The following is a 25,510-nucleotide window of genomic DNA, read 5'->3' as shown; positions in this document are numbered from 1 at the left end:
AACGAATCGTTGTGGGGTTTTGTTGTATTTGGGGCTGAACATTGTAAGCGAGCTCGTCGTGATTACAGGCGCTATGTGAAAGCCTTATGACGGGCATAATTACTGAAATGCTTTGTTACAAAAGTGAGAGTTTAAATGGTCTGAGTAGACGGATTTTTTGTCGGTCGTCATTGTAATTATGTTAATGATGAATATAATAACGCAACTGATAGACATTATCATTTCGATATAAAGGATTTTAAAATGAAGAAACTGCTAACACTTTCAGCTCTAGCGTGTGGCGTAATTGCCCCAACAGCAATGGCTGCGGAAGAAGTAAATGTATACTCTTACCGCCAACCTTTCCTTGTTGAGCCAATGTTCAAAGAGTTCACGAAAGAGACTGGTATTAAAGTAAACGTTAAGTTTGCTAAAAAAGGTTTAGCAGAGAAGTTAGCTCAAGAGGGTGAATACAGCCCTGCTGATGTTGTCTTAACTGTCGATATCAGCCGTTTATCTGAGCTAACTAAACAAGGTCTAGTTCAATCAGTTGAAAGCGATGTACTTGAAAAGAACATCCCTGCTCAGTACCAAGATACTGCTAACGAGTGGTTTGCTCTAACAACTCGTACACGTAGCGTTTATTCTTCACGTGACCGTGTTGGTCGTCTAGGTGAAGAGTTCACTTATGAAGATCTAACTAAGCCTGAATTTAAAGGTAAAATCTGTACTCGTAGCGGTAAGCACCCATACAATGTTTCTCTTGTTTCTTCGATGATTGCTCACAAAGGTGAAGCTGAAACGAAAGAGTGGCTAGAAGGCGTAAAAGCAAACCTAGCACGTAAGCCTCAAGGTAACGACCGCGCTCAAGTTAAAGCGATTAAAGAAGGTCTATGTGATGTTGCTCTTGGTAACAGCTACTACCTAGGCAAAATGATTAATGATAAAGAGCAAAAAGCTTGGGCTGACTCTGTTTACATTAACTTCCCTAACCAAGAGACAACAGGTACTCACGTAAATATCTCTGGTATGGCAATGGCTAAATACTCTCCAAACGAAGAGAATGCGGTTAAGCTGATGGAATTCCTATCTGGTAACACTGCACAAAGCATGTACGCAGAAGTGAACTACGAATACCCAGTGAAAGCAGACGTTAAACCTTCTGAGCTTGTTGCTTCATGGGGCGAGTTCAAAGCAGATACTATTTCTCTAGATGAAATTGCAAACCACCACGCGGCTGCAATCAAGCTATTAGATGAAGTTAAGTTCGATCTATAATTTATTGTTGTAGGCTTCGGCCCACATAAAATTACAACCTCAAGTAGCTACTTTTTGGCCACTTGGGGTTGTTTGTTTTTGGGAAATCACTTTTTGATACAAAGCTCTCTGTTGATCCCTTGAGTTATGTGCATCTCACCTTGAAGTCATTAGAGTATATGGGTATAAATAACCCCACCATTAAAAGGACATGAGATGTATTTGCAAATGCATATGTATTTCATTAAGCCTCGTTGTAGTTAGGCGATGAAAGAAAAGAATTATTTATGGAACACCAGTAGCGGCATAATCGCTGTACTACTCGTTTTACCAATCTTAGCGATATTCACGACTGCTGTTGGAGAAACCGATGAGCTCTTTTCTCATCTGATGTCCACAGTAATGCCCACCTATGCCTACAATACGGTGGTTTTAGTCATGGGAACCATGTTCCTGTCTTTAATTTTTGGTATTCCATCTGCATGGATAATGGCAATGTGCCGTGTCCCTGGAGAGCGTGTTTTGCAATGGGCACTAGTGCTGCCATTAGCAATGCCTGGCTATATCGTGGGTTATATCTTTACCGACTGGTTTGACTTTGCTGGCCCTGTTCAAATTCTCTTGCGAGATCTAACGGGCTGGGGGCCTGGTGAGTATTGGTTCCCCGATATTAGAACCTTGTCGGGCGCGATTATTGTTCTGTCTCTCGTTCTTTATCCTTATATTTATTTGCTCTGCCGTGCGGCGTTCATGGAGCAAAACGTATCCCTATTACAATCTGCTCGCTTATTAAAGTGCTCTCCTTGGGAAAGCTTTCGTCGTATTTCATTACCGCTCGTGCGCCCTTCGATGGCGGTCGGTTTGTCTCTTGTTGCGATGGAAACCATCGGTGACTTCGGTACCGTGAGTTACTTTGCTGTAAACACATTAACGACAGCGGTTTACGATACTTGGTTAGGCTATTCGAGCTTAACGGCCGCAGCAAAAATATCGGCAATCATGCTGGTGATCGTCATTCTATTATTGAGTACCGAGCGATACAGCCGTCGTAAGCAGAAATTATTTCAGAATCAGTTCAGTAGCCGTGAAGACTTTCGTTATGAGCTAATTGGTTGGAAGAAGTGGTTGGCACTCTTTTGGTGTTGGGGATTGGTGTGTATTGCGTTCTTATTCCCTCTCGCGCAGCTGATCATTTATGCCTACAAGTATTTCGCTCAAAGCTGGACCCCAGAGTTCAGAGAGTATGCGCTTAACAGCCTTTATGTCTCTGTTGTCGCTGCGATTATTGGTGTGCTCGTTGCGTTGATTGTTAACTTTAATCAACGTGTTAGCCCTGGTAAGAAAAACCTGGCTTACATGAGGTTCGCATCAATGGGCTATGCGGTTCCTGGCACCGTGTTGGCGATAGGTGTCATGGTTCCTGTGCTGTTCATGGATCACTTAGTTAATGACATAGCGAAAGCGATGGAGTGGGGACGTCCGGGACTGATCTTCTCTGGTTCTATGTTTGCGCTTATTTTTGCCATGGTGGTGCGCTTTTCAGCTGTTGCTATTGGTAGTATCGAAAGTAGCTTAAGTAAAGTATCACCTTCATTGGATATGGCTTCTAAAACAATGGGTTGTAACACCAACCAGATGTTACGTCGTGTGCATCTCCCTTTGATTAAGCGTGGTGCACTGATTGCAGGCTTATTGGTGTTTATCGAATCAATGAAAGAGTTGAATGCGGCATTGTTGCTGCGTCCTTTTAATTTCGAAACGCTCGCGACTTATGTTTATAACTATGCGTCAGATGAGCACCTTGAATTAGCAGCCATGCCTGCTGTGTTGTTAGTCTTGGTGGGTTTAATTCCGCTGATCATCGTAAACCGTTCCTTGGAGCAGAAACACTAATGAGTTGTGCATTATCAATTAAAGATCTGACTTGTAAGTACGAGTCCCAAACTATTTTGGAATCTCTTTCTTTAGAAGTTGAGCATGGTGAAATTGTTTGTCTGCTTGGTGCCAGTGGTTGTGGTAAGACGACGCTGCTTAAAGCGATTGCCGGCCTACTTCCATTGAGCAGTGGTGTCATGAGTCTGAATTGCCAAGTTATTGATGACGCTGCGAATTGGTTACCACCAGAGCAGCGTAATATTGGCATGATCTTTCAAGACTATGCTCTGTTTCCACACCTTACTGTGAATCAGAACGTGGCATTTGGTCTGCGTGATATGTCTGAGCAAGATAAGGCTGAGAAAGTTAAAGAGATGCTTGAGCTTGTTCATCTTGATCAATTTGGCGATCGCTATCCTCATCAGTTATCTGGTGGACAACAGCAACGTGTCGCGATTGCGCGCTCTTTGGCATATAAGCCAGACCTGCTGCTATTGGATGAACCGTTTTCTAACATTGATACCCAAGTACGTCATGAGCTGATTTCTCAGATTCGTAAAATCTTCAAGAAGCAGGGTGTGACAGCTATTTTTGTTACTCACAGTCGTGAAGAGGCGTTTGCCTTTGCTGACAAGATGGCGGTAATGAATCATGGTGTCATCGAACAATACGGCTCAGCGTCAGAATTGTACTTCCACCCATCAAGCAAGTTTGTTGCAGACTTCTTGGGCGGCGGTAGTTATTTAGGTGCACAACGTATTTCTGAACACGAGTTTGAGACAAGCTTAGGTTTGATTGAAGCAAAAGCGCAGACTCAGATCGAAATTGGTGCTGAATGTGCGTTGTTGTTAAGGCCTCAGCATATTGTGGCGAGCCACGATGTCGACAGTAATCTGTCGGTATTGGAACAGCAGTTTATGGGTGACCACTGTCGTTATGTGATTGAAGCGAACGGTCAGAAACTGCTAGCAACGTCTTCAGAAGCGCTTGAGTTCGGTATGCCGGTAACGGTGAAAGTCGATACCAAAGGTGTATTGGCGTTCTAACCAAGCCTAGCTCGAAATTATAGTGACAAAAAAGCCCAGCACTTTAATCAAGTACTGGGCAAGAGTTCTTCACTTATAGGCGTTAACAAGGCAGTGATTTGTTAAATCCTATACAAAACTGCCGCACTCTATAAGCCTATAGAGAGAGAAAGTCTTTCACTTTTTGAAGAACATGTTCTGCAGTGTCTTTATCTTCCATTTCTGCGAAGATTCGTAGTAACGGCTCTGTTCCTGAGAAGCGAGCAATGACCCAGCCACCATTCTTGAAGTACACCTTAGCGCCATCTTCATAGCTGACTTTTTCAATTTCGTATTCAAATTCAGGCAGTTGTTTCTCTACGTAGATCTTGGTGTAGAGCGCTTCTTTCTCTGAAGGTTTGAATTTGCAATCTCCTTCTGCCGTATACGCATAACCATACTTAGAGTAGATTTCATCAAGTAGCTCAGAGAGTTTCTTACCTGTCACACTGATCATCTCAACCAATAAGCTCGATGCGAACACGCCATCCTTACCTTTGATGTGGCCACGAATGGTTAAACCACCCGAACTTTCGCCACCAATCAATGAGTCGTCGGCTTCCATTTGAGAGCTGATATGCTTGAAGCCTACAGGAACCTCAAAGCTCTTTTCACCATGATCTGCAGCGACTCTATCAAGTAGGTGTGTGGTTGCGATATTACGTACTACAGAGCCTTTCCAGCCTTTGTATTCCAGCAGGTAGTAATAAAGCAGTAGCAGCACTTCGTTAGGGTGAATGAAGTGACCTTTCTCATCGATGATACCCAAACGATCGGCATCGCCATCGGTACCAATACCAATATCGTAACCTTCAGCCGCAACTAAGTGCTTCAAGCGATACAGCGTTGCTGCACTTGGCGAAGGCATCAATCCGCCAAAGTCTGGGTTTTTACCATCGTTGATTACATCAACATCACAGCGAGCGCTGATTAACACGGTTTGCAGTGCGTTTTTCGCTACACCAAACATTGGGTCGATCAGGACTTTTAGGTTGGCTTGTTTAATCGATTCGATATCAATCGCGTTGATGATCGAGTCAACAAAGGCGTTCATCGGATTGATGATTTCAATCTCTTTGTCATTCAATGCTTGTTCAAAATCGACTCTGACAACATCTTCACTGGTCAGTGTCGAAATTTGTTGTTCGATCTTTTCTGTGATGATCTCGTCAGCATCACGGCCACCTTCAATGAAGATCTTAATACCGTTATAGTCTGCGGGGTTGTGAGAAGCAGTAATACACGCAGAGTAAACACACCCCATCTCTTTCGCTTGGAACATCACGATAGGAGTCGGAACGAACTTGTCGATAAAGCTCACTTTGATGTTGTTGGCTGCCAATACTTCAGCAAACCAGCACGCGGCTTTATCTGAAAGGAAGCGGCGGTCGTAACCGATAACGAAGCCGTTCTTTGCTGCATCTTCATTATTGATGATGTTAGAGAGTGCTTGTGCCACTAAGCGAACGTTTTCTCTAGTGAACTCTTCACCAATAAACGCGCGCCAGCCGCCAGTACCAAATTTAATCATTAGAAAATCCTTTTAGTCTCACTATCTCAAGCCAGTAAAGACTTGAGATAGGAGCTGTTCATCAAATTAAGTGATTAGCCGAGTACAACGATAACTTCGTTCACGCTGCCTTCTGTTTGTACTGGGATTGCGCCTTCAATCTGCTCACCGTTAATCGTGATAGAGGCAACGCCCTTACTTACTGCATTCGGGTTTTGAACGGTGATGTTGTAAGTTGCACCGCGCCATTGACGAGTTACTTCGAATTCTGGCCAATCCGTTGGGATACAAGGATCTACGGTTAAACCTTCAAAGCCTGTGCGAACACCAAGAATGAAGTTGGTTACCGCAAAGTAAGCCCAACCCGAGGTACCAGTTAACCAAGGGTGGTTTGCACGGCCGTGGTCTTGATGGTCTTTACCCATGATGAACTGCACGTACGAGTATGGTTCAGCGTAGCGTGTCTCAATCATGTCGTTTTGGTTGTATGGGTTTAGTGCGTCGTAGAATTTCATCGCACGGTCCCCACGACCTAATTTAGCTTCGGCTACCCAAGCCCATGGGTTCGGGTGAGAGAAGATAGCGCCGTTCTCTTTAACGCCTTGGTAAACGCGAGTCACAAAGCCGATATCGTCGTTTGGTGTTGCGAACGATGGAGAGTTTAGGTGTAAGCCGTATTCAGAGAATAAGTTCTCATCAACTGCGTCCATCGCTTTCTCGCCACGCTCTTGAGAGACCGCGCCAGATAGAACCGCTAGCGTGTTTGATTCAAGGTGAACTCGACCTTCAGTTTGTTGAGCGGTACCGATCTTGTCGCCGTTTTTAGTCAGACCACGGATGTACCAGCCACCCTCGTCATCCCAAAGATGCGTTTCACACGCTTCGCGAACGTTAGCAGCCATTTCAGTGTATTTAGTAACGTCAGCATCGTTATTACGGAACTTGGCTAGGTCTAAGAATTCTTGTAGAGCCCAGAAGTGTAGGAATGAAACCATTGAAGATTCACCACCACCTAGGTTCAAACAGTCATTCCAGTCTGCGCGAAGACCCTTACAGATACCTGTTTGACCTACGTATTCTGCAGAGAAGTTAAGTGCGGCTTTCATGTGTTCGTAAACCGTTGCTTCGCCACCATCTGCGTATGGAATCACTTCGTCAAAGAAATCGTGTTCACCCGTTTCCATCACATATTTGATGATGGTTGGTACGATCCATAAGTGATCATCAGAACAGGTATCATCAATGCCGTGGATCTTGTCGTCATCTGACGGTGTTGGAACAACCGTTGGCGATTTTGAAGGTTCAACGTCAGCTTTCTCTGGATCAAACCAGTCAGGATCGAACAAGTGTAGCCCGTAGCCCGCTTTCACTTGGCCACGAAGCAGATCGATAATGCGTTTCTTAGTCATTTGTGGGTTGGCATGAGGTACTGAGATCGCGTCTTGCGCCGTATCACGGTAACCAAGTCCAGTACGGCCACCGACTTCAATGAAGGATGCAAAGCGCGACCAAACCACACAGGTTTCTGCTTGGTAAAGCGTCCACGTGTTGATCATGGTGTCCAAGCCTTCGTTTGGAGATTTAACTTGGAACTTGTTGCAACGTTCATCCCAGTGATCTTTGATGCCTTGGAATGCTGCGTCTACGTTTGCTGTGTCTTGGTATTTCTCACGTAGGCGCTCACCGTTGCCTTTGCCGATACCTAGTACGTACGCAAAGCGAACTTCTTCACCCGGTTGAATCGTAAATTGCTTATGTAGAGAACCACAGTGGTTGTAACAAGTTTGCGCGCTGTTAGAACACTTGCCATTTTCAACCGCAATTGGGTTTGCTTCGTCACGGTACATTCCAAGGAAGTTGTCACGTTGTCCGTCGTAGCTGTCTGGTGAGAAGGTTGATGCTAGGTAGTAGAAGCCTTCAAAGTCGTTGGTGTTGTAGTACAAGTCGTATTCCAGAACACCTTCTTGATAAGACGTGCCAGCAGAGTACAAAGACATCTGATGGTTCTGGTTATCTGATTGAATGTGACTGAAAGAGAACTCAACAAATGAGAAAGTGCTGATGGTTCTTGGCTTGTCAGTGTTGTTCTTTAGGACTACATCCCACACTTCGGCATCTTCGCCTTTAGGTACGAATAGCGTTTTGGTCGCTGTAATACCGCTGTATTCACATTTGAACTTTGAGTATGACAGACCATGACGAACCTCGTAGTTCGCTTCATCTAGGCTTTTTGCCACTGGCTGCCAAGAGATAGACCAGTAATCACCTGTCTCATCATCACGTAGGTAAACATAGTGTCCTGGACGGTCGAATGTGCCGTTTGGACGGAATTTAGTAACACGGTTGTATTCCGGAGAATTGTAGAACGAGTAACCGCCCGCATTGTGCGAAATCACGGTACAAAACTTTTCAGTACCTAGGTAGTTTGTCCAAGGTGCTGGTACATCAGGTCGAGTGATGACGTATTCGCGATTGTCGTTATCGAAATAGCCGTATTTCATTGTCATTTCCTTTTTAACAAACTGCATCTATGCAGCTAATTTTTAAATAGTGATGCTGAGTTTTATCTAACTGAGCACCTTAATTTGAGTCAGCGAACACTCGGTATGAGTGTGCTGTGGCTTTGTTTTATTGAGCTTTCCAAGGGTTTCGGTAATCAACATTGAGTCTGTCGAGTAGCGGCAAGTGACCCTTTAGGCGAGATAGGTAATCTAGCCAGTTTCGGTTGTTTTTATGTGTCCAACATCCTTCAGCTAAAGCGCTAATTCTTGGGAATACCATGTAATCCAAACGCTTTTGATTGGTGACGATCTCACACCATAGAGCACACTGAATTCCGCGGATCCGCTTACGAATTGGGTCGGTGTCGGATATTTCAGCAAGCGCTTCGTAGGTATAAGCTTGTTCTAATGGGATGACAGCAGCCCAATCTACGCCCGGTTCTTCCGGTGCATAATCTTGGGTCATGTCGAGATAGGTAAACTGTGCCGGTTGCAACACCACATCAAAGCCTTGGCGAGCGCAATTCACTGCAGCTTCTTCACTGAGCCACGAGTAGATGATGGTCTCTTTACTGACTTTGTCGCCGTGTTGTGCTTCTTCCCAGCCCACCATGCGCTTACCTAACTGCTTAAGCTTGTTCTCGGCATAGCGGAATAGATGGCCTTGTAGATCTTTGCTGTCTTGATATTGATGTTCTTTCATCAGAGCTTGAGCAGCAGGGCTGTTGCTCCACACGCCAGGTGGTACTTCATCTGCGCCCATGTGAATCAACTCGCTAGGGAAAAGCTCTGCCACTTCTTCAATAACGGCATCTAGGAATTGGTAAGTACCTGGCAAACCTGGGTTTAACACATTGTCGTTGTAGTGCTGAATACTCTTGTATTGCGTGGTGTCCGCTTGCTCTACCAGCATGTCAGGCAGTGACTTGATAGCGGCGCGGCAGTGTCCTGGGATATCGATTTCAGGAATAACCGTGATACTGCGCTGCTCTGCATACTCAATCACTTCACGAATTTGTTGTTGCGTGTAGAAGCCACCATAGTTTTCAGCAAGGTGTGTGTATTGCGGTTCTAACGCATGGTCAGGGCCACGCCAAGCACCGATTTCAGTCAGCTGAGGCAGGCTCTTAATCTCAATCCTCCAACCTTCATCGTCAGTCAGGTGCCAATGAAATACGTTGAACTTGTAGTGTGCCAGTTGATTGATTAAACGCTTCACTTGCTCTACCGAGTGGAAGTGACGAGCGCAGTCCAACATCATGCCTCGGTATCTGAAACGAGGCTGATCGGCGATTTTGCAACATGGAACAGAGAAGTTCTCGGCATCCTGTTGTTGTACCAACTGAATCAAGCTTGCCACGGCGTGTGTGAAGCCAGACTGACTACCTGATTCAACCGTTATCTGTTGTGCCGTGACGGTGAGTTTGTACTCGGCTTCGTCTAAAGTCGGATTGCTGCGAAATAGAATGTCGCCGTTTTCGTCTTTTGAACATTCAGTTGAAAGATCATTCGAAAGAGATATTTCAAAGGTAGAGAGCAGTTCCTGCTGTAGCCAAGAGACCGCTTTATTGGCAAGGTGAGATTGAACCTCAATCTTGCATTTGCTGCTTAGCGCGAAACTACTTAGCGCGAAAATACCTTGCTGAAATTCGATATGATTTGGCTGAGGAATCAATGCCACTTGAGCTGTGCTGACTTCAGGAATTTGATTGCGTTCACGATATGGTGAAGCCAGAACAATCGGTGATATAGCAACAGGCAGTACCGATGTTTCTCCTTGGTGATGTGATTGGATAAAGGCATCATTAAGGCCATCCGAATAGAAGCGGAATGGGGCGCTTTGAATACTGAATTCAAAGTAGTAATGGTTGTTCGCCTTTAACACCGGAGAGCTTGGTTTGAACGAGCAAAAGCTTCCTACTTGAGTCAGTTCACCTTGCGATAAACTCTCAGGAAGGATGAATCGGTCAAAGGCAAAATGCAGTGACCAATCTTGTACGTCGAGGTCACTTAAGTTATGTACCGTAAGGCCGAATCGGCAGTTATTTTTTTGTTCAGAAAGAACAGCTAAGTCGATGCGATAATTCATATAACTTCCCTGCTAAGCCTGTTGATACAAGTTGTGTTGTGATTTTCCGGCAAACATCAATGCGCCTTCGATAGCGTCAAATTGAGGTTTAACGATCCATTGCTGTACTGGTGGTGATAGCCAGTTGAGAATGCGTTCAGCGATACTTCCCATTAAGCACACCTTGTCAGCGCCTTTTCGATGCAGCGCTAGTACAAACATTTCGATATCGGCTGCAGTCTGCTTGAGCATCTCGATAGCCAGTTCGTCGCCTTCATTAGCTAGTTGAAAAATGACAGGTGAGAATTGACCGTAATCTTTTGGAATCGCGCCTTTCGACCACGCCACGATCGCATCAACATCATTGTTGAAATGATTCATAACGTGTTGAGTCAGCGCAGTTTTGTTACGAATGCCATCTTCAGCGAGTAGAACTTGCTGAATTAAACGAAGGCCCATGACTGCGCCGCCACCTTGATCTGAAATTGGGAATTCACGACCGCCAACAACATGTTGCTCGCCGTTGTTTAAGTAGATGCCGCATGAACCTGTGCCACCGATCATGATTGCACCGTCTTGGCCATTGTGAGCACCAATGCAAGCGCCGTAAGCGTCGGTATTTAGTGTCATGCTTGCGAAAGGGTGTGCTTGTGCCATGAAGTCGAGCCATGCTGATTTTTGCTCTGCGCCAGCCAGTGCTAATCCAACATGCATATTAGAAAAGTCATCAGAGTCGAGTTGGCCTTGTTGTGCGGCTTTGGTGATGGAATCAACAATCGAATTCATCGCAACATTAACGCCCAACAGGATGTTGGCACTGCCGCTCTTAGCTTCACCAATGAGTTTGCCATGTTCATCTCTAATTCGAGCTCGGCAAGAAGTGCCTCCACCATCAATACCTACGTAGTAAAGAGTCATGATTATTGATCCTTACACTGTGCTAACTGGTTGAATTGTGCCGCTGTTGCCAGTAAGTACCACGCGCCATGAGGAATCCATTGTTCGCCCCAACGCCAGTTTTGTAGCATGTCGTCTTTTTGAACTGGTGGATTGAATGCGATGTCTTGTTCATCGTCAAAGCCAGCTGTGATGCCGTTGCAGATACCGCCTTTCGCATTAAAGAAACCAAGCTGAGGTAGGTAATCTGGGTTGTTATGACCGTGACCATCGAGCATACACATGTGGTAAGGATTCAATCCTAAAATCCAATCAAGGCTGTTTTGTGAAAGCTGGATTAAGCGCTTTTGAAGTTCGGTATCTTGAATGTGTGGTTGAACTAAGTACGCCATGGTCGCAATTGAACCAAGACGTGCGTTTTCACCTTGCCACCAGTAACCTGTTTCGTTCTGTTGAGCGACAAAGAAGGCATCGCGCTTATCACCATCGACAGACTTAACGTATTGTCTTGGATAGCCAAATGGGTTGATGACTTTGTCGGTAATATTGATTTCGAACTGACATGCTTTTTCAACAACCGTGCGAGTTTGTTCTTTCAGAACTGCATCGGTTTCATTGTCGATGTACTCACACAGAGCAATCACTGGAAGGCCGGCTTCTGCTGCATGGAAATAAGGGCGAGAGCCATCAGAGTTAGCCGACCAAAAATGGGCAAATGAGTCATCGGATTGCTGACGAGCGATCAAGCGACTAGCCCAAGTTCTTGCTTCTGTTAAGTATTGAGAATCTTGTGTAACTCGGAACAACTCGTTGGCAGCGAGTAGGGCACAATACTCATCGATAATGTTCTCTTCACCGTCATTTAGGTATTGGAGGTTGTTCTCTTTTAGATGCCAGTAACCTTTCGCAGCTGTATCAAGATAGGTTTGGCTAGAGTAACTGCCAGAGGTTTCAAGTTCAGAAGCTGCGGCTAATGCTGCAATAGCAACGCCTGCACCTTGTCGATAGCCCGCTTGCAAGTCGGTTGATTTATGGCCTTCCTGAGTGGCATAAGCGCAGATGTCGCGTTGATTGATATCTTTGCTCCACTTGTCGAATACCGTCATATAGAAGTATCCAGCCGCGTCTTGCATGCGCACTAAGAAGTCTGCACCGAATAGGGCTTCTTCAGTCAGGCGAGTCATGGAGAATTTCGGGAAGTCTGGATTATTGCTGGTTAAGCGCACGCTTTTAAGCATGTTCCAAACTACCATAGGAATCTGTTGAGGATTTAGGTAGTTGCCATAAGACAGGTGGCTAAAGTACTTGCTTACGTCACCAGATGCGTCGTACCAACCGCCATGGACATCGACGTATCTGTCAGTGCCCAGAATTTGCGCCTGTTGATCTTTCTTGTCGAAAGTACCGCCGCAACGTTGAGACTTAAAGTAATGAAGCACATCAGAAAACGTGTGGTTCATTAGTAGGTTGCTACCAATCTCGAAGACTTCTGAACGCAGATTGTCAAAGCGCAGGTAGTAGCGACCAGGTTCAGTGAATGAACTGAAATCGATAGTGAAGAATTGTCCTTGATGCCAGTTTGCTACGCGGCCTTGCTTTACAACATCGAAGTTGCCCACGGTAATATGGTTGTCGGCACACACCAATAGTGCAGTCGTACTTGATAAGCGAGCTTTCTTAGTTTGTAAGATAGCCTGCTTTGGAGCCGTGGATTCGTAGCCAATATGGTTGGTCAATAACAGCATCAATGTTCTCCAAAAGCCCTAGTTTCTTATGGCTAGGTACCTGAAATTTTTAGGATAAATAGTTAGGGTCCGCAGACCCTAACGGGCATTTATTGCTTAACTTTCGTGTAGGTAACAACGCACAAAATGGTTCTCTGCGAGTTGAGTGACACCCGGTAATTGCTCTTTACACTTGTCCATTGCGTGAGTGCAACGGCCTGCAAAAGGGCAACCTGCAGATACTGGTGTCCAAAGAGGGATCTCCCCTTTGTTACCTGCTAGTTGGTCGTGGATAGATTTCTTAGGATCTGGAACTGCAGAAACCAGCAGTTGGGTGTAAGGGTGTTGAGGGTTAGCAATAACGTCATCGGTATCGCCCCATTCCACCATGTGTCCTACGTACATCACTGAAAGATCTTCAGCAATATAACGAGCCGTTGCGATGTCGTGAGTGATGTAAAGCAGAGACATTTGCTTCTCAAACTTCATCTCTTCCATCAGGTTCAAAACACCAGCACGAATCGATACATCAAGCATTGATGTTGGTTCATCGGCTAATACAACTTCTGCCCCTACCGCGATGTTACGAGCTAGGTTGACACGTTGACGTTGACCACCTGAGAGTTGGTGAGGGTACTTTTCTGCCGTTGCTTTTGGTGGGATTAAGCCAACCTGCTCTAGAAGATCGTACACACGTTCCTGTAACTCTTTTTTGTTGCCTGGAGATACTTTTTTGTGGATCAACAATGGGCGAGCAATGTGGTGGAAGATGTTATGTGTTGGGTTCAGGGAACCAAACGGGTCTTGCCACACCATCTGCACGCCTTCACGGTAATGCATAAGATCTTTTCTGCTTGAGATCTCTTGGATGTCACGGCCTTTGTACTCGATCGTACCGCCTGATGGCGCATACATTTTTGCGATCATTTTTGCCGTTGTTGATTTGCCTGAGCCAGACTCACCAACCACCGCTAGGCCGCGGCTTTTGTACATTTTGAATGACACGTCGTTAATCGCACGCATCATCGGGGTTTGAATGGTGGTACTGCTTATTGGGAAGTCTTTTACGACGTTCTTACCTTCTACCAATAACTGACCGAAATTTTTGCTCATAATTGTCTCCAGAATCCTTGTTCGCTTTGCTTGTTTTAGAGCGGTTAAACCACTTTGTTATTTGTTCACGCTGAGTGAGCGTGCAAGCTATAGCTTCCTTTGTACTATTGGGTCGCCGTACAGGTGGCAGTTAGACAAATGTCCCGGTTCGATTGCACGTAGTGAGGTTGGCACCTTAGTGCAGGCTTCATGTACACGGTCACAACGAGCTTGGAAGCGACACCCTTCAGGAATCTCTAACAGGTTCAAAGGGTTGCCTGGAATACCTGCTAACTTGGTTTTTGGCCCAGTTAGCGGTGGGAAAGAACTTCCCAGCCCTTTGGTGTAAGGGTGGAAAGGGTTTTCTAGAATATCTTGAGAGTTCGCAATCTCGATAAGCTCACCTGAGTACATGATGCCGATACGGTCAGAGAACTCGACCATCAATGATAAGTCATGGGTGATGAACAGAATCGAGAAACCAAATTCTTCTTTCAGTGCGTAGATCTTTTGTAGGATTTCGCGTTGTACAACCACATCAAGTGCTGTTGTTGGCTCATCCATAATGATCAGCTTTGGATTCAGCGCGAGAGCGATAGCAATAACCAAACGTTGACGCATACCACCAGAGAATTGGTGAGGGTAGTCACTCAATCGGCTTGGGTGAATATCGACGATCTCAAGTAGACCTTCAGCGCGTTTTTTCGCTTGCTCACGAGTCATGTTGGTGTGATGCATAATCACGTCACAGAACTGCTCTTCCATTGGTAATACTGGATTCAGTGCGTTCATTGCACTTTGGAATACCATCGACATCTCGCTCCAACGGAACGCTTGCATGCGTTCATCACTGTATTCCAGGATGTTCTCACCGTTGAAGATAACCTCGCCGCCACTGATGTATGCTGGCGGCTTATGTAGACGCATTAAAGAGAAAGCGACGGTTGATTTACCACAGCCAGATTCACCGGCTAGGCCAAATACTTCACCTGGAGCGATATCAAAACTTACGTTGTTACACGCGCGAACATCGCCAGCTTCTGTGATGTAATCCACGCATAAGTTACGGATAGAAATTAATGGTTTAGACATGATTATTTATCTCCGCTCCAAAGTGCATTTTGTGGTGGTAAGTCAGGTTCGCGTTCTTCTTTGTCTTGAGCTGCAAGCTTCTTCCAACGCTTCATGCCTTTATGAGAACGCAGTTGAGGGTTAGCAATCTCATCGACAGCAAAGTTAAGTAGTGCAAGGCCAGTTACAAGTAGTGTCAATGCGATACAAGGAGCCAATAGTTCCCACCAAGCGCCAATTAGCATTGATGAAGAGGTTTGAACGTTGTAAAGCATGATGCCCCAGCTGATTGTGTTCGGGTCACCAAGACCTAGGAACGAAATCGTTGCTTCCATCATGATTGCGTACATCACCGAGCCGATGAAGCTCGCGCCAACGATAGAGATAAGGTTTGGCAGAATCTCAACGAAGATGATGCGGAATGAAGATTCACCCAAAACTTCTGCTGCTTTTACAAATTCTTTTTCGCGTAGTGCCAAGGTTTGAGAACGAACAACACGCGCGCCCCAAGCCCAGGACATAAAGCCAATAACTAAGGTTATGGTGAGTGGCCCTGCTTCACCGATAAAGGCTGCAACTACGAACAGTAATGGGTATTGAGGGATAACCAACATGATGTTCATTGCGGCGGTTAAAATGTCATCGACACGGCCGCCAAAGTAGCCTGCAGAAACACCGATAACCGTTGCGAGTAGACATACAGTTAGACCTGCACCAAAACCTACAGCAAGAGATACACGTGCGCCGTATACCACTTGTGACCAAACGTCACGACCCATACGAGTTGTACCAAGTACGTGGTCTGCCTTTTTAGACATAATCAATGTACGACGGTCGTCTGCTAGGTTTTGAGCAACCCAGCCATCAGGGCTTGTTTGTGCAGACTTAACGACGAAGCCAGGGTATTCGTGTGGATTACCTGTACGTTTGTCTGGTACGTGTTTAGTGATCAATGGAGCAGCAATTGCGCCAAGGATAAAAATACTTAGGATGATGACGCCAGTTAGGGCCATCGGGTTACGCCAAATGAGTTTTAGAAAGTCTTTCATGATTATTTACCACCCTTACGAAGACGAGGGTCAAGAACAACGTAAAGCATGTCTGCAACTAGGTTAAAGAACAGCATGAACAGCGTCATGATAAGTAGCTGACCTTGTAATACTTGGTAGTCACGAGCATTGATTGCGTTGAAAAGTACGCTACCAAGACCTGGGTAGTTAAAGATGATTTCGATAATTAACTGACCACCGATAGCCATACCTAGCGACATAGAAAGCGCAGTGACACTTGGTAGCATCGCGTTACGAGCTGCGTAGTTGAATACCACTCGGTTTTCGCTAAGGCCTTTGCCTTTAGCCATCGTAATGTAGTCTTCTGCTAGTAGGTTGATCATGTTGTTACGCATGTTTACTAGGAAGCCACCAATTTGAACAATGGAAGCACACACCAAAGGTAAGAAAGCATGGTACGCAACGTCTTTAATGAATGCCCAGCTTGTCCAGTCAGGTATCGTACCTGCGGTATAGGCGTAGCCTGTTGGGAACCACTTCAAACCGATTGCGAAGGTAAATAGTGCAATCATTGCAATAACCACTTGAGGAACGGCTTGTAGAATCAGCATCCCTGGAGTAACAAATGCATCGTATTTACTGCCACGTTTCCACGCTGCAAAAATACCTAGGATTGAACCAATAGAGAAAGAAAGAATAACTGCGGTGCCAGCTAAGAAAAGCGACCAACCGAATGCGCCACCTAACAGCGTATTTACTGATAGTGGGTAGAACTGGATTGATGTACCAAGCTCCCAGCTTAGAATGTTCTTCATGTATGCGCCGTATTGAACCAGTAAGCCGCCATCAACGAAGCCTAATAGTTCTTTCATTGCAGCAATACGCTCAGGAGTAACTTGTACAGAAGCGTTCGCAAACATCATGGTAACTGGGTCACCAGGCATTGCTCTTGGAATAATAAAGTTTAACGTCGCTGCAACTAATAGCGCGACAAAATAAAATGACAAACGTCTTAAAAAATAACCCATAACTCACACCTTACTCACCCAGATTGTTTCCCTGTTTCTGGATTCAGGTCGCTCCTAGCGAAATTTGGAACGAAAAATCCCCTGACGACTAGCGCCATACTTTCAATTGAGAGTGTGGGGATTTTTATAAGCGGCGTAAGAAGTTACGCCGCAAAGATTGAACGATTACTTATTTAACTGGTTTTAGGTCCAGTACATGAAGTAGACGCTCTGGAATACCAGCCCAAATGTTTGGACGGCCTTTTGGATTTTCTTCGTTCCACCAACCAGTGAAGCGAGTTGTGTTGTATTGGTACATGTAAGCACCAGACATCACAGGGATCGTTACTTGGTCTGCAGCGATGATTTGCTGAATACCGTGTGCGATATCTAGCTGTTCGTTCTTATCAGCTGTTTTGTAGAAGCTGTTTAGAAGACCATCTAGCTTGTCGTTTTGGTAGAAGTGCATCGCGAAACGAGGCATACCATCACCAGATTGAAGTGATGAGTTGTAAGCACTATTCCAGTACGTGTATGGATCCGCACCGTGGAAGTAGTTTGTGTAAGCTACGTCGTATGTACCTTCAAGCATCGCTTGGTTGTACACAGAGAAGTCTGGCGTACGAGCTTTCGCTTTAATGCCGATTTCGTTTAGCTGTTCTACCGCTAGTTGAACTGTGTTGTTGAAGTCAGTCCAGCCATTTGGCGATTGGATCATTAGTTCGAAAGACTTACCAGATGGAGTATCAACAAAACCATCTTTGTTTACATCTTTGAAGCCAGCGTCAGCAAGAAGCTTCTTCGCGCCTTCAGCGTTGTAAGTGTTGAAGCCTTTGTACTTGTCATGAGTTTTTTCATCAGACCAAGCTTCAAACGCGTAACCAAGACCAGAAGCGAAATCATTTACTGTACCGCCACCGTAGAATGCGATGTCGATGATCGTTTGACGGTCAAGAGCCATAGAGAAAGCACGACGGAATTCAACGTTGCTCAATGCTTCATGCTTCGCAGCATCAGGGTGCTTGAAGTTAACGATGAATGCCTGTGTACCTGCTGGCGGGTACCAGTAGTGGTGTTTCGGGCTAGCTGCTGCGTATGTGCGGTCGATATCTGGAACGAAAGAAGACGTCCAATCCATTTCACTGTTTACAACTTTACCTAGGAATTGGTCGTTGTTCGCAATTTGTGGAACACGTAGACAGTCAACATCTAGGTTGTCAGCATCCCAGTAGTTCGGGTTTTCACACTGAATGTAAAGTTGCGCTGTAAATGTATCGATCTCTGTAAATGGACCAGAACCCACTGGATTTTCATTAGTGAAAGTTGATGGGTCTTTAATGTCTTTCCAGATGTGCTTAGGTACTACTGGTACTTTAGCAATCTCATAAGGTACGTTCGAGTTTGCTTCTGTTAGGCTGAACTTAACTTGGTGATCGTTCAGTTTTTCTACAGAAGTTACCCAAGAGTTGATACCAGACTGGTCAAGCTCTGGCTTCTCTTTTACAAGGTTGAAAGAAAAAACAACATCATCAGCAGAGAAAGTTTCTCCATCAGACCATTTAACACCCTTACGAATGTCGAAAACAACGCTCATCAGATCATCTGACATCTTGAAGTTTTCAGCTAGACGGAACACTGGAGTGTTACCGTGCATTTCGTTAAATACTACTAGCGGCTCATACATGAAGTCAGTCGTAGTATGTAGGTTAGTAGCACCAAGGTACGGGTTAAAGTTACGTACGAATGTAGTGTACTCTTTCGGGTGAACGGTCAGTTCGCTGCGTTCTGCAGCAGTTGCTACTGATGCAAAACCTGTTGTAGCAGTTGCAATAATTGCTGTTGCTAGTGCTGTTTTTTTTATATTGGCAAGCATAGCTGTTCCTTACTATTTGCTTTCATTTCACTAATGGATTGAATGTTATCTGTCGCTAATTGTTTAGTAGATACACACTCTAGTTAAAGGCCTACCTCTTCTTCGTTGCTCCAGATTTGTTGCTTCTTCTGAGAAGTGGTAAGAGTGGCCTGTAGGCCTTTGGCAGGAGTAAGAAAACACCTTATCGATGAATTAATCAAACTCGTTTCCCGTCAAAAACGTTAAAAACACATAACCACACGTCATTAACGTCAAAATAGGGTGCTTTGGTGGTTTTTTGCGCGCAATTGTTATGGTGATGTGACTCGCAATTGAATTTGTGGTTGTGATAAAGTGTAAGTGTTTACTTACTTGTTTGGTCTTTAATTATATGCCCTTGCTCTACATTGATGTAATTGTAGATCTTGGTCACTTGCTGATTTTACGTTAAATTTTCCTAGAAAATTAAATCTGCCGTTCTGTTGTGACTCGCTTCTCAAACTGCAACAAAGAGTCAGCTAACGGTTAGAAAAGGCGGAGAATAGGGCGAGTAAGCGCGACTTTTTAAAGGTGCGTTGAAGCTCAAGTAACGTGATATTTCTCTTGTTTAAAGACGTGAAAAAAGTGCATTCGAGCAGATGGTATTGCTCTTTGAATCGAAATGTCATGTACAAAAAAGCCCACACGAGGTGGGCTCCATTATTAAAGTATCGTGATGTTAGTTCAGGATTAGCTGGTCAGTAATTTCTGTAGCTTGTCTCTGAGCATCTCGATGTGAGTTCTTTCAGGTGTCTGTTCTTTACAGTGCTCTAAAATAAACTCGATAGAGCTCAATACCGTTCGCCAGCGAGGCGTTTTCGGTAAGGTTTCAAAGCGTAGATATTTATCTAAGGTGCGAGTTTGAAGCGTGCTTCGGTCTAAATAAACACGCCACAAGCCACTCTTCTCTGCGAAAGCAAACTTGGTTTCACCTGTGACTGACTCCCAATAAATGATCGCATTGGTCATCGCCTCCACTAACACTTCGCGCATTAGCTCTTGTTTGTTTTTACCTTCACCGGTTGCCTTATCAGCAAGGCGAGTGAACTCACCACCGAGCTCTTTCAGTTGCTGCAGTTTGTCTTTGTCGCCTTCAAAGGCGTAGCTTGAAAGCGCCTCAACCGCCGTTTCAAGGTTATTGATACGGTTCGAGTTAACACCACCACCGACATTGAAGATATACATGGTGTCGAGCCCTGAGCCTTCAGGTAGTTTGAGAATGTCACTTGGTATGCGCTGACGCGTGTCATCAATATAGATATCGATGTCACCACAGTAGTGAGCTTGTTCCACCTTGAGGTATTTAGGGGCAATGATTTCGTCGGCCATTGAGCGCTTCAGTTGTTCTTGTCCGCGTCTAAACAGTTTCGCTGCCGCTTCGTTGGCAAAGCGAATGCGTTGGTCTTCTCGAATACAGATAATGGCTTCTGGAGCTGATTCTAACTGTTCTAGCAAGCGTCCTTGAGTTTCGAGCAGGTTAGCTTCAACCATGGCACGGTGTTTGAGTTCCAGTTGCAGCTGATCATTCTCAAGGCGTCTCTGTTCCGCCTTACTTGCCGATAAGTGCGCTGTGATTCGAGCTGCCAGTTCCTGTTTGTTAAACGGCTTGGATAAGTAATCGTTGGCACCCGCTTCAAAGCCACGAACACGGTCTTCTGCTTGATTGAGTGCAGTGAGCATGATGATTGGCAGTTGTGCGTGGTCATATTGCTTACGCAGCGCTTCACACACCTGATAGCCACTCATGCCCGGCATCATGATGTCGAGTAGAAGCAGTTCAGGCTTTTCTTTCTCAATCAGTTCAATCGTTTCCGGACCGTCACATGCGGTGCGAACTCGATAGCCTTCCAATTTTAAGAAGCTGTCTAACACGCGTAAGTTGACCGGCTCATCGTCAGCAATCACTAACAACGGGCCATTCGGGTCTTCACTGATAACGCTGTTTTCTTGTTGTGCGTTATCAAACAAATCAGGTGCTTGGAAGTGAGAGTAGCTCCCTGATTCATTGTAACTATCCAATTCTTCTTGGGTAGCTAAAGGTAATGTGAAGCTGAAGGTCGTCCCAAGCATAGGCTGGCTACTTACATACAATGAGCCACCCATTAGCTCGATCAGCTGACGACTAATGGACAACCCAAGCCCTGCACCTTGGCGATAGTTACTTGAGTCTTGGCCTGCTTGAATGAGTGGTTCAAAGATGTGTTCTAGGTACTCTGCTGGGATACCTTGGCCGGTATCGACAACTTGTACACGAATGTTGTCGTCGATAACGCTTGCTGAGATAACAATCTTACCCTCGGATGTGTACTTGATTGCATTGCCGACCAAGTTATACATCACCTGTTCCAGTCGTTGAGGATCAGATGAGACTAACCCTAAATCACTTGGCACTTGGTTGATAATACGGATTGGTTTGTTGCCTAACAGATGATGAGATAACTCAAGCACTAAGCTGGTGGCAGCAGACAAATCTACGGCTGATTTCTTAATATCTAAGCTGCCATAGCGCATCTTGTGGTAATCGAGCAGGTCATCGACCAAGGTCGCCAATCTCTGACCGCTATTGATGATGATATCCAACTGGTACTTCTGGTTGGCAGGAATAGGGCCGTTGGCACCAGATATTAGTGCCTCTGCGATACCAACCATGCCATGCAGTGGTGTTCTGAGTTCATGCGAAGTCGTTGCCAAGAATTCATCTTTCAGTTTATTGGCAAGCTGCAATTCTTCGTTTTGTTTTTGAATCGTTTTGAGATTGTCCTCTAACTCATCATTTTGACTTTTAATCAGCAGCATTTTTTCACGAATAGAACGCTGCATCCTTTCAAAGCTGACAGCTAGGCGACCTATTTCGTCTTTACGCTCGGTATTGATCATCGTTTCATCAAGATCGCCAGCGGAGACCTTCTCGGCCGCCCAAGTGAGCTTTAACAATGGCGAGGTGATGAAGTTCGATAAGTAGTGCGATGCAACAAACACGAGAATGATCGCTGTTAGCATCACAATCACGAAGATCTTTTCTAATTGATGGATGCGAGCAAACGCCTCTTTTTCTGGCAGCTCGACAACCAATGCCCAAGTAGCGTACTTAAGCTCAATCGGGGTGTAAGCAGCGATGATCGCTTGATCGAGAGTGTTGTCAAACGTGCCTACTGCGGTTTCACCTGCCAGAGCTTTGTCGACAACATCTAAGCTCAGGTTAATCGATTCTTGAGAGTGAGCAAGGCTACGAGGTAAGTGGTCACTACCAACAAGAAGTGTTTGAATATTTGAGCTTTTGTTTAGATCAGCAATCAACTTGGTAATACCGTTAATTGGCAGTCTGAACATCGCATAGCTGTGCAAATACCCTTGTTGAACAATAGGCGCACCGAGCCATGCGGTTTGCTTGCCGTTTTCGTCTTTAAAGTCAGACACGATAACAGGGGTGTAATCTTCGTTGGATTTACGCTTGTCTGTTACGTCCTTAGTCAGCCTTTGAAAGGTGACCCCAAGGTTTGAATCTTTGTATTTGCCGGTCAGTAAGTTGGTCCCGTAGTTATCACGCTTAAATACGGAATAAGCGACGTTGCCGTTAATGTCGACTAATAGAATGTCATCAAAGTCTGAACGCTTAAGCAGTTCTTGATATGAGTTATGGTAGCGCTTATGCAGCAAGCGATAGCGTTCGCTTCCGATGAAACTGCTCGACTCAGGAAGTATAGATGTTTTGATTTGATCGCCTGAACCTTGAATGTAGCGCTGTTGAGCATTGCTGCGCGCTTCATCAATATCTAAGCCGAGTCGTTGAAAGGCATTGATTAAACCGTAGAAACGTCCACCACTGGCATTGGCTAGCTCTGAGCGAACAAAGCCCATGACTTGCGACTCTTGTGCCTGTAGGTAATCGACGATTTGCTGCTGCTTAGTATCACGGACCGAAACAAGGTGCGAAGTACTTTGTTCTTGAAGATCCTGACTGTGCGATTGAAGGAAAAAGATCGCGATAAGTGTCACTGGGGTAATACTGAGGACGAGAAACGCCAACATTAGGGTATTTTGAAGGCGCTTAAACTTCTGCTTTCGATAGAATCTAAACATAAATTGGGTACTACTTTCCTTTGATGTACTGCTAAAAGGGGCGAAAACAAGTACAGAGAATAGAATTAATGGGTTCCAATTTAACGAAATTAACGAGTTTTTTTACTTTGACAAGTAAGTGGTATTTAAAGCGTGTGCAAAAGCTCATTTTTATAGAGTTTTGATAGAAATATGAACAGACAGCGCAGAATATGACCCTGCGCTGTGTTAGATAGGCTACTTGTTTGCGTGGTATATCGCGAATTTTGTGGTCTTATTTAGAGTCGCGCATTTTCCAAACGCTTGTTCAATAATAGGGATGTATTTTAAGAAGCTGTTTGCAACAATAATCATCTCACCAGAGCGCTTGAGGTGCTTTGGCGCCTGCGCTAGCAGAGTTTCCGTTGCGCTGTAGCTTGTGTCTAATCCTGAGTGGAAAGGCGGGTTACTGATGATGAACTGATAGTCTTTAGACGTATCAGAATAAACATCAGAAGCGAAAACTTTGCCCGTTAGACCATTGGCTTCGAGGGTTGCTTGGCTTGATGCGACTGCGAACGCGCTGATATCACACATTTCTAGCTCGATATCAGGGTTTCGAGATGCCATAACCGCGCCTAACACGCCGGCACCACAACCAAAATCCAGTACTTTGCCTTTTAGTTTCGGCAGAGTATCTAGCAGAAGTTGACTGCCCACATCGAATGCACCGTGGCTAAATACACCAGGAAGGCTTTTAACAGTAAGTGATTGTTCATCAATACTAACTTCGTAGGTTTTAAACCAATCTTGTAGGTTGAACGCTTGCGGTTGCTCGAAGCACTGACCCCAGTAAAAAGAACAACGGCGCGCTGAATCGTATTTTACGACCTTGCCATAAGGGGCAAACATCTTCTCAATGCTTTTCACGCCTGAGCGGTTTTCACCAACAACAACGATTTCTGTATCTTTGCCTAATTTTGCAAACAGCATCGCGAGTAAGAACTCAGCTTCCGCTTTTGCTTTTGGCCAATACAGCATCACCAAGTCAGCTTTGGTCTCTTCGGTAAATTCAGCACCGTAAAAACGTTGAATCGAGCTGCAGTTATCCAATTGGCGGTAATAGCTGTAATTAGAGGTATACACGGTGACAGATTCACAGTGTTTGGCTAACTCAACAGGGAATAAGTCTTCTGCCTCACCAGCAACTAAAACATGTTTGCCTTCAAAGTAGGCGAGTTGACGTTGAGCAATCTGGCTTGGGGCAATGTAGGCGGACATAGGACACTCTATTGAATCGTTAGCAAAAAATGAGGGCGGATTTTCGCATAATCCGCCCAAAGCTTGAAGTGTTTAATACTCGTTCGCCAACCAAGTTGACATTGAGCTGGTTAACTCTTGTCTTGCTGGTTCAAAAAGTCTTTAAACTCTTCATCGTAAATATTGAAAAGGACGATCGTAATAGCAAAAATCAGTGGGCCATAGATCAGGCCGATTAAGCCAAACAGTTGAATACCACCCAGTAATGAGAAGAAGATCATTAGGGTGTTCATGCCAGCGCTGCCCTGCATTAATAGCGGGCGCAATAGGTTATCAATCGAGCCTACAATCGCAACGCAGTATACCGTTAGGAAAATAGCCCAAGTGGTATCGCCCGTCAGGAATAAGTACGTGGCTGCTGGAATCCAGATAAGCGCAGTACCAACCACGGGAATGAAGGATGCGAAGCCCATCATTGTGCCCCAGAATAGACCAGGGAAGCCTGCAATCCACATACCTAAGCCGCCCGCAAAACCTTGCGCTATTGCGGTTAAGAATGAGCCCATCACGGCTGATTTAGAAACTTGCTCAATCTCGGTTAGCAATTTGTCTTCTTGGCTGCGAGATAAAGGCAAAATATGACGAACAACGCTGATGATTTTATCGTGATCTCTTAATAAGAAGAACAAGACAAACAGCATTAAGAAAAAGTCCATCAAGAAGTTAGTCGCATCACCAAGGATCTTCGCACTAATCCCTACAAGTTTTGAACCAAAGCTGGTCGCAAATTCTGCGACTTTCTGGGCTATTGCTTTCGGTTCGATATTGTCAAAAGGTAGATAATTGTTCACGAACGATAAAGCTTTCACGACTAAAGGGTGTTCAAACAAGGTTTGAATGCCGCCGTGTGTTACCCATTGATAAGTGTTTTGTGAAAATAACGAGCCTTGCTGCACGATGGCTGCAAATACCGCCAATAAAGGGATGACGATAATAAAAGTGAGGATCACACAAGAAAGTAGAGAGACTACGTTCTCTTTATTCGGTATCTTCTTTTCAAGCCATTCGTGAATTGGAAACATCAGCAACGAGATGATGAATGCCATTACTATGGAATTTACATAAGGCTCGATAAGTAAGAAACAAGCATAAGCCGCCGCGAGTAGGGCAATGATGATTACCCAGTGGCTTGTATTGATTTTGAGTTTTTCTGACACAGTAATGGTCTCTATATTGGCGTTCTGAGTTTATAATGGCTGCAAAACA

16 protein-coding genes are annotated in these 25,510 nt (G+C 45.0%); 3 read left to right on the top strand and 13 right to left on the bottom strand.

Annotated features, from left to right (window positions below; all coding sequences use genetic code 11):
• Window positions 1–243 precede the first annotated feature (243 nt).
• The 3 genes from QUF19_RS14095 to QUF19_RS14085 all read left to right on the top strand — a co-directional run bounded on the left by QUF19_RS14095 (window position 244) and on the right by QUF19_RS14085 (window position 4,157).
• Window positions 244–1,257 carry a Fe(3+) ABC transporter substrate-binding protein gene (locus tag QUF19_RS14095; protein ID WP_017106911.1) on the top strand — a complete coding sequence of 338 codons (1,014 nt, stop codon included), beginning with the start codon at window positions 244–246 and terminating at the stop codon, window positions 1,255–1,257.
• Window positions 1,258–1,503: 246 nt separating this feature from the next.
• Window positions 1,504–3,129 (top strand): ABC transporter permease, encoded by a 1,626-nt coding sequence (locus QUF19_RS14090; protein WP_102353246.1) that lies wholly within the window; start codon window positions 1,504–1,506, stop codon window positions 3,127–3,129.
• On the top strand, window positions 3,129–4,157 hold the full coding sequence (locus QUF19_RS14085) for an ABC transporter ATP-binding protein (protein ID WP_286294712.1): 1,029 nt from the start codon (window positions 3,129–3,131) through the stop codon (window positions 4,155–4,157). The genes QUF19_RS14090 and QUF19_RS14085 overlap by 1 nt, the downstream gene beginning before the upstream one ends.
• Window positions 4,158–4,293: 136 nt before the next feature.
• Here QUF19_RS14085 and QUF19_RS14080 read toward each other — a convergent pair whose 3' ends face one another.
• From QUF19_RS14080 to QUF19_RS14020, 13 genes are all read right to left on the bottom strand, one after another.
• Window positions 4,294–5,706 carry a phosphoglucomutase/phosphomannomutase family protein gene (locus QUF19_RS14080; protein WP_286294711.1) on the bottom strand — a complete coding sequence of 471 codons (1,413 nt, stop codon included), beginning with the start codon at window positions 5,704–5,706 and terminating at the stop codon, window positions 4,294–4,296.
• Between the two features lie 74 nt (window positions 5,707–5,780).
• Complete coding sequence (locus QUF19_RS14075; RefSeq protein WP_286294710.1) at window positions 5,781–8,186, bottom strand: glycoside hydrolase family 94 protein; 2,406 nt, start codon at window positions 8,184–8,186, stop codon at window positions 5,781–5,783.
• A gap of 127 nt (window positions 8,187–8,313) precedes the next feature.
• Complete coding sequence (locus QUF19_RS14070; RefSeq protein ID WP_286294709.1) at window positions 8,314–10,275, bottom strand: beta-N-acetylhexosaminidase; 1,962 nt, start codon at window positions 10,273–10,275, stop codon at window positions 8,314–8,316.
• A 12-nt stretch (window positions 10,276–10,287) separates the two neighbouring features.
• Window positions 10,288–11,172 carry a glucosamine kinase nucleotide-binding domain-containing protein gene (locus QUF19_RS14065; RefSeq protein ID WP_286294708.1) on the bottom strand — a complete coding sequence of 295 codons (885 nt, stop codon included), beginning with the start codon at window positions 11,170–11,172 and terminating at the stop codon, window positions 10,288–10,290.
• A gap of 2 nt (window positions 11,173–11,174) precedes the next feature.
• Window positions 11,175–12,896 (bottom strand): glycoside hydrolase family 9 protein, encoded by a 1,722-nt coding sequence (locus QUF19_RS14060; RefSeq protein WP_286294707.1) that lies wholly within the window; start codon window positions 12,894–12,896, stop codon window positions 11,175–11,177.
• Between the two features lie 96 nt (window positions 12,897–12,992).
• The gene (locus QUF19_RS14055; RefSeq protein WP_286294706.1) at window positions 12,993–13,988 is read right to left on the bottom strand and encodes an ABC transporter ATP-binding protein; all 996 of its coding nucleotides are present in this window, start codon (window positions 13,986–13,988) and stop codon (window positions 12,993–12,995) included.
• 87 nt (window positions 13,989–14,075) lie between these two features.
• Window positions 14,076–15,059: an ABC transporter ATP-binding protein gene (locus tag QUF19_RS14050; protein WP_102437730.1), complete on the bottom strand. Its 984-nt coding sequence runs from the start codon at window positions 15,057–15,059 to the stop codon at window positions 14,076–14,078.
• A gap of 2 nt (window positions 15,060–15,061) precedes the next feature.
• Window positions 15,062–16,087, bottom strand: a complete 1,026-nt coding sequence (locus tag QUF19_RS14045) for an ABC transporter permease (RefSeq protein WP_192889341.1) — start codon at window positions 16,085–16,087, stop codon at window positions 15,062–15,064.
• A gap of 2 nt (window positions 16,088–16,089) precedes the next feature.
• Window positions 16,090–17,076, bottom strand: coding sequence for an ABC transporter permease (locus tag QUF19_RS14040; protein WP_102437734.1), 987 nt, complete (start codon window positions 17,074–17,076; stop codon window positions 16,090–16,092).
• Window positions 17,077–17,245: 169 nt separating this feature from the next.
• On the bottom strand, window positions 17,246–18,928 hold the full coding sequence (locus QUF19_RS14035; RefSeq protein WP_102437736.1) for an ABC transporter substrate-binding protein: 1,683 nt from the start codon (window positions 18,926–18,928) through the stop codon (window positions 17,246–17,248).
• A gap of 708 nt (window positions 18,929–19,636) precedes the next feature.
• Window positions 19,637–23,026, bottom strand: coding sequence for a response regulator (locus tag QUF19_RS14030; RefSeq protein ID WP_286294705.1), 3,390 nt, complete (start codon window positions 23,024–23,026; stop codon window positions 19,637–19,639).
• 216 nt (window positions 23,027–23,242) lie between these two features.
• A complete protein-coding gene (gene rsmC, locus QUF19_RS14025) occupies window positions 23,243–24,265 on the bottom strand; it encodes a 16S rRNA (guanine(1207)-N(2))-methyltransferase RsmC (RefSeq protein WP_102437740.1) in 1,023 nt (340 codons plus the stop codon).
• Window positions 24,266–24,375: 110 nt separating this feature from the next.
• The gene (locus QUF19_RS14020) at window positions 24,376–25,461 is read right to left on the bottom strand and encodes an AI-2E family transporter (RefSeq protein ID WP_017108746.1); all 1,086 of its coding nucleotides are present in this window, start codon (window positions 25,459–25,461) and stop codon (window positions 24,376–24,378) included.
• Between the last annotated feature and the right edge of the window lie 49 nt (window positions 25,462–25,510).

The sequence above is a fragment of the Vibrio sp. FE10 genome (assembly GCF_030297155.1).
In the GTDB taxonomy this organism is placed as follows: Bacteria; Pseudomonadota; Gammaproteobacteria; order Enterobacterales; family Vibrionaceae; genus Vibrio; species Vibrio apostichopi.
This window is presented reverse-complemented; position numbering and strand designations above follow the sequence as displayed.

Excerpts from the sequence above, each read along its gene's own strand:
- QUF19_RS14070 (WP_286294709.1), bottom strand. The coding sequence starts at position 10,275 with ATGAATTATCGCATCGACTTAGCTGTTCTTTCTGAACAAAAAAATAAC.
- QUF19_RS14090 (WP_102353246.1), top strand. The coding sequence starts at position 1,504 with ATGAAAGAAAAGAATTATTTATGGAACACCAGTAGCGGCATAATCGCT.
- QUF19_RS14045 (WP_192889341.1), bottom strand. The coding sequence starts at position 16,087 with ATGAAAGACTTTCTAAAACTCATTTGGCGTAACCCGATGGCCCTAACT.
- rsmC (WP_102437740.1), bottom strand. The coding sequence starts at position 24,265 with ATGTCCGCCTACATTGCCCCAAGCCAGATTGCTCAACGTCAACTCGCC.
- QUF19_RS14040 (WP_102437734.1), bottom strand. The coding sequence starts at position 17,076 with ATGGGTTATTTTTTAAGACGTTTGTCATTTTATTTTGTCGCGCTATTA.
- QUF19_RS14080 (WP_286294711.1), bottom strand. The coding sequence starts at position 5,706 with ATGATTAAATTTGGTACTGGCGGCTGGCGCGCGTTTATTGGTGAAGAG.
- QUF19_RS14055 (WP_286294706.1), bottom strand. The coding sequence starts at position 13,988 with ATGAGCAAAAATTTCGGTCAGTTATTGGTAGAAGGTAAGAACGTCGTA.
- QUF19_RS14095 (WP_017106911.1), top strand. The coding sequence starts at position 244 with ATGAAGAAACTGCTAACACTTTCAGCTCTAGCGTGTGGCGTAATTGCC.
- QUF19_RS14050 (WP_102437730.1), bottom strand. The coding sequence starts at position 15,059 with ATGTCTAAACCATTAATTTCTATCCGTAACTTATGCGTGGATTACATC.
- QUF19_RS14060 (WP_286294707.1), bottom strand. The coding sequence starts at position 12,896 with ATGCTGTTATTGACCAACCATATTGGCTACGAATCCACGGCTCCAAAG.
- QUF19_RS14030 (WP_286294705.1), bottom strand. The coding sequence starts at position 23,026 with ATGTTTAGATTCTATCGAAAGCAGAAGTTTAAGCGCCTTCAAAATACC.
- QUF19_RS14075 (WP_286294710.1), bottom strand. The coding sequence starts at position 8,186 with ATGAAATACGGCTATTTCGATAACGACAATCGCGAATACGTCATCACT.
- QUF19_RS14065 (WP_286294708.1), bottom strand. The coding sequence starts at position 11,172 with ATGACTCTTTACTACGTAGGTATTGATGGTGGAGGCACTTCTTGCCGA.
- QUF19_RS14085 (WP_286294712.1), top strand. The coding sequence starts at position 3,129 with ATGAGTTGTGCATTATCAATTAAAGATCTGACTTGTAAGTACGAGTCC.
- QUF19_RS14035 (WP_102437736.1), bottom strand. The coding sequence starts at position 18,928 with ATGCTTGCCAATATAAAAAAAACAGCACTAGCAACAGCAATTATTGCA.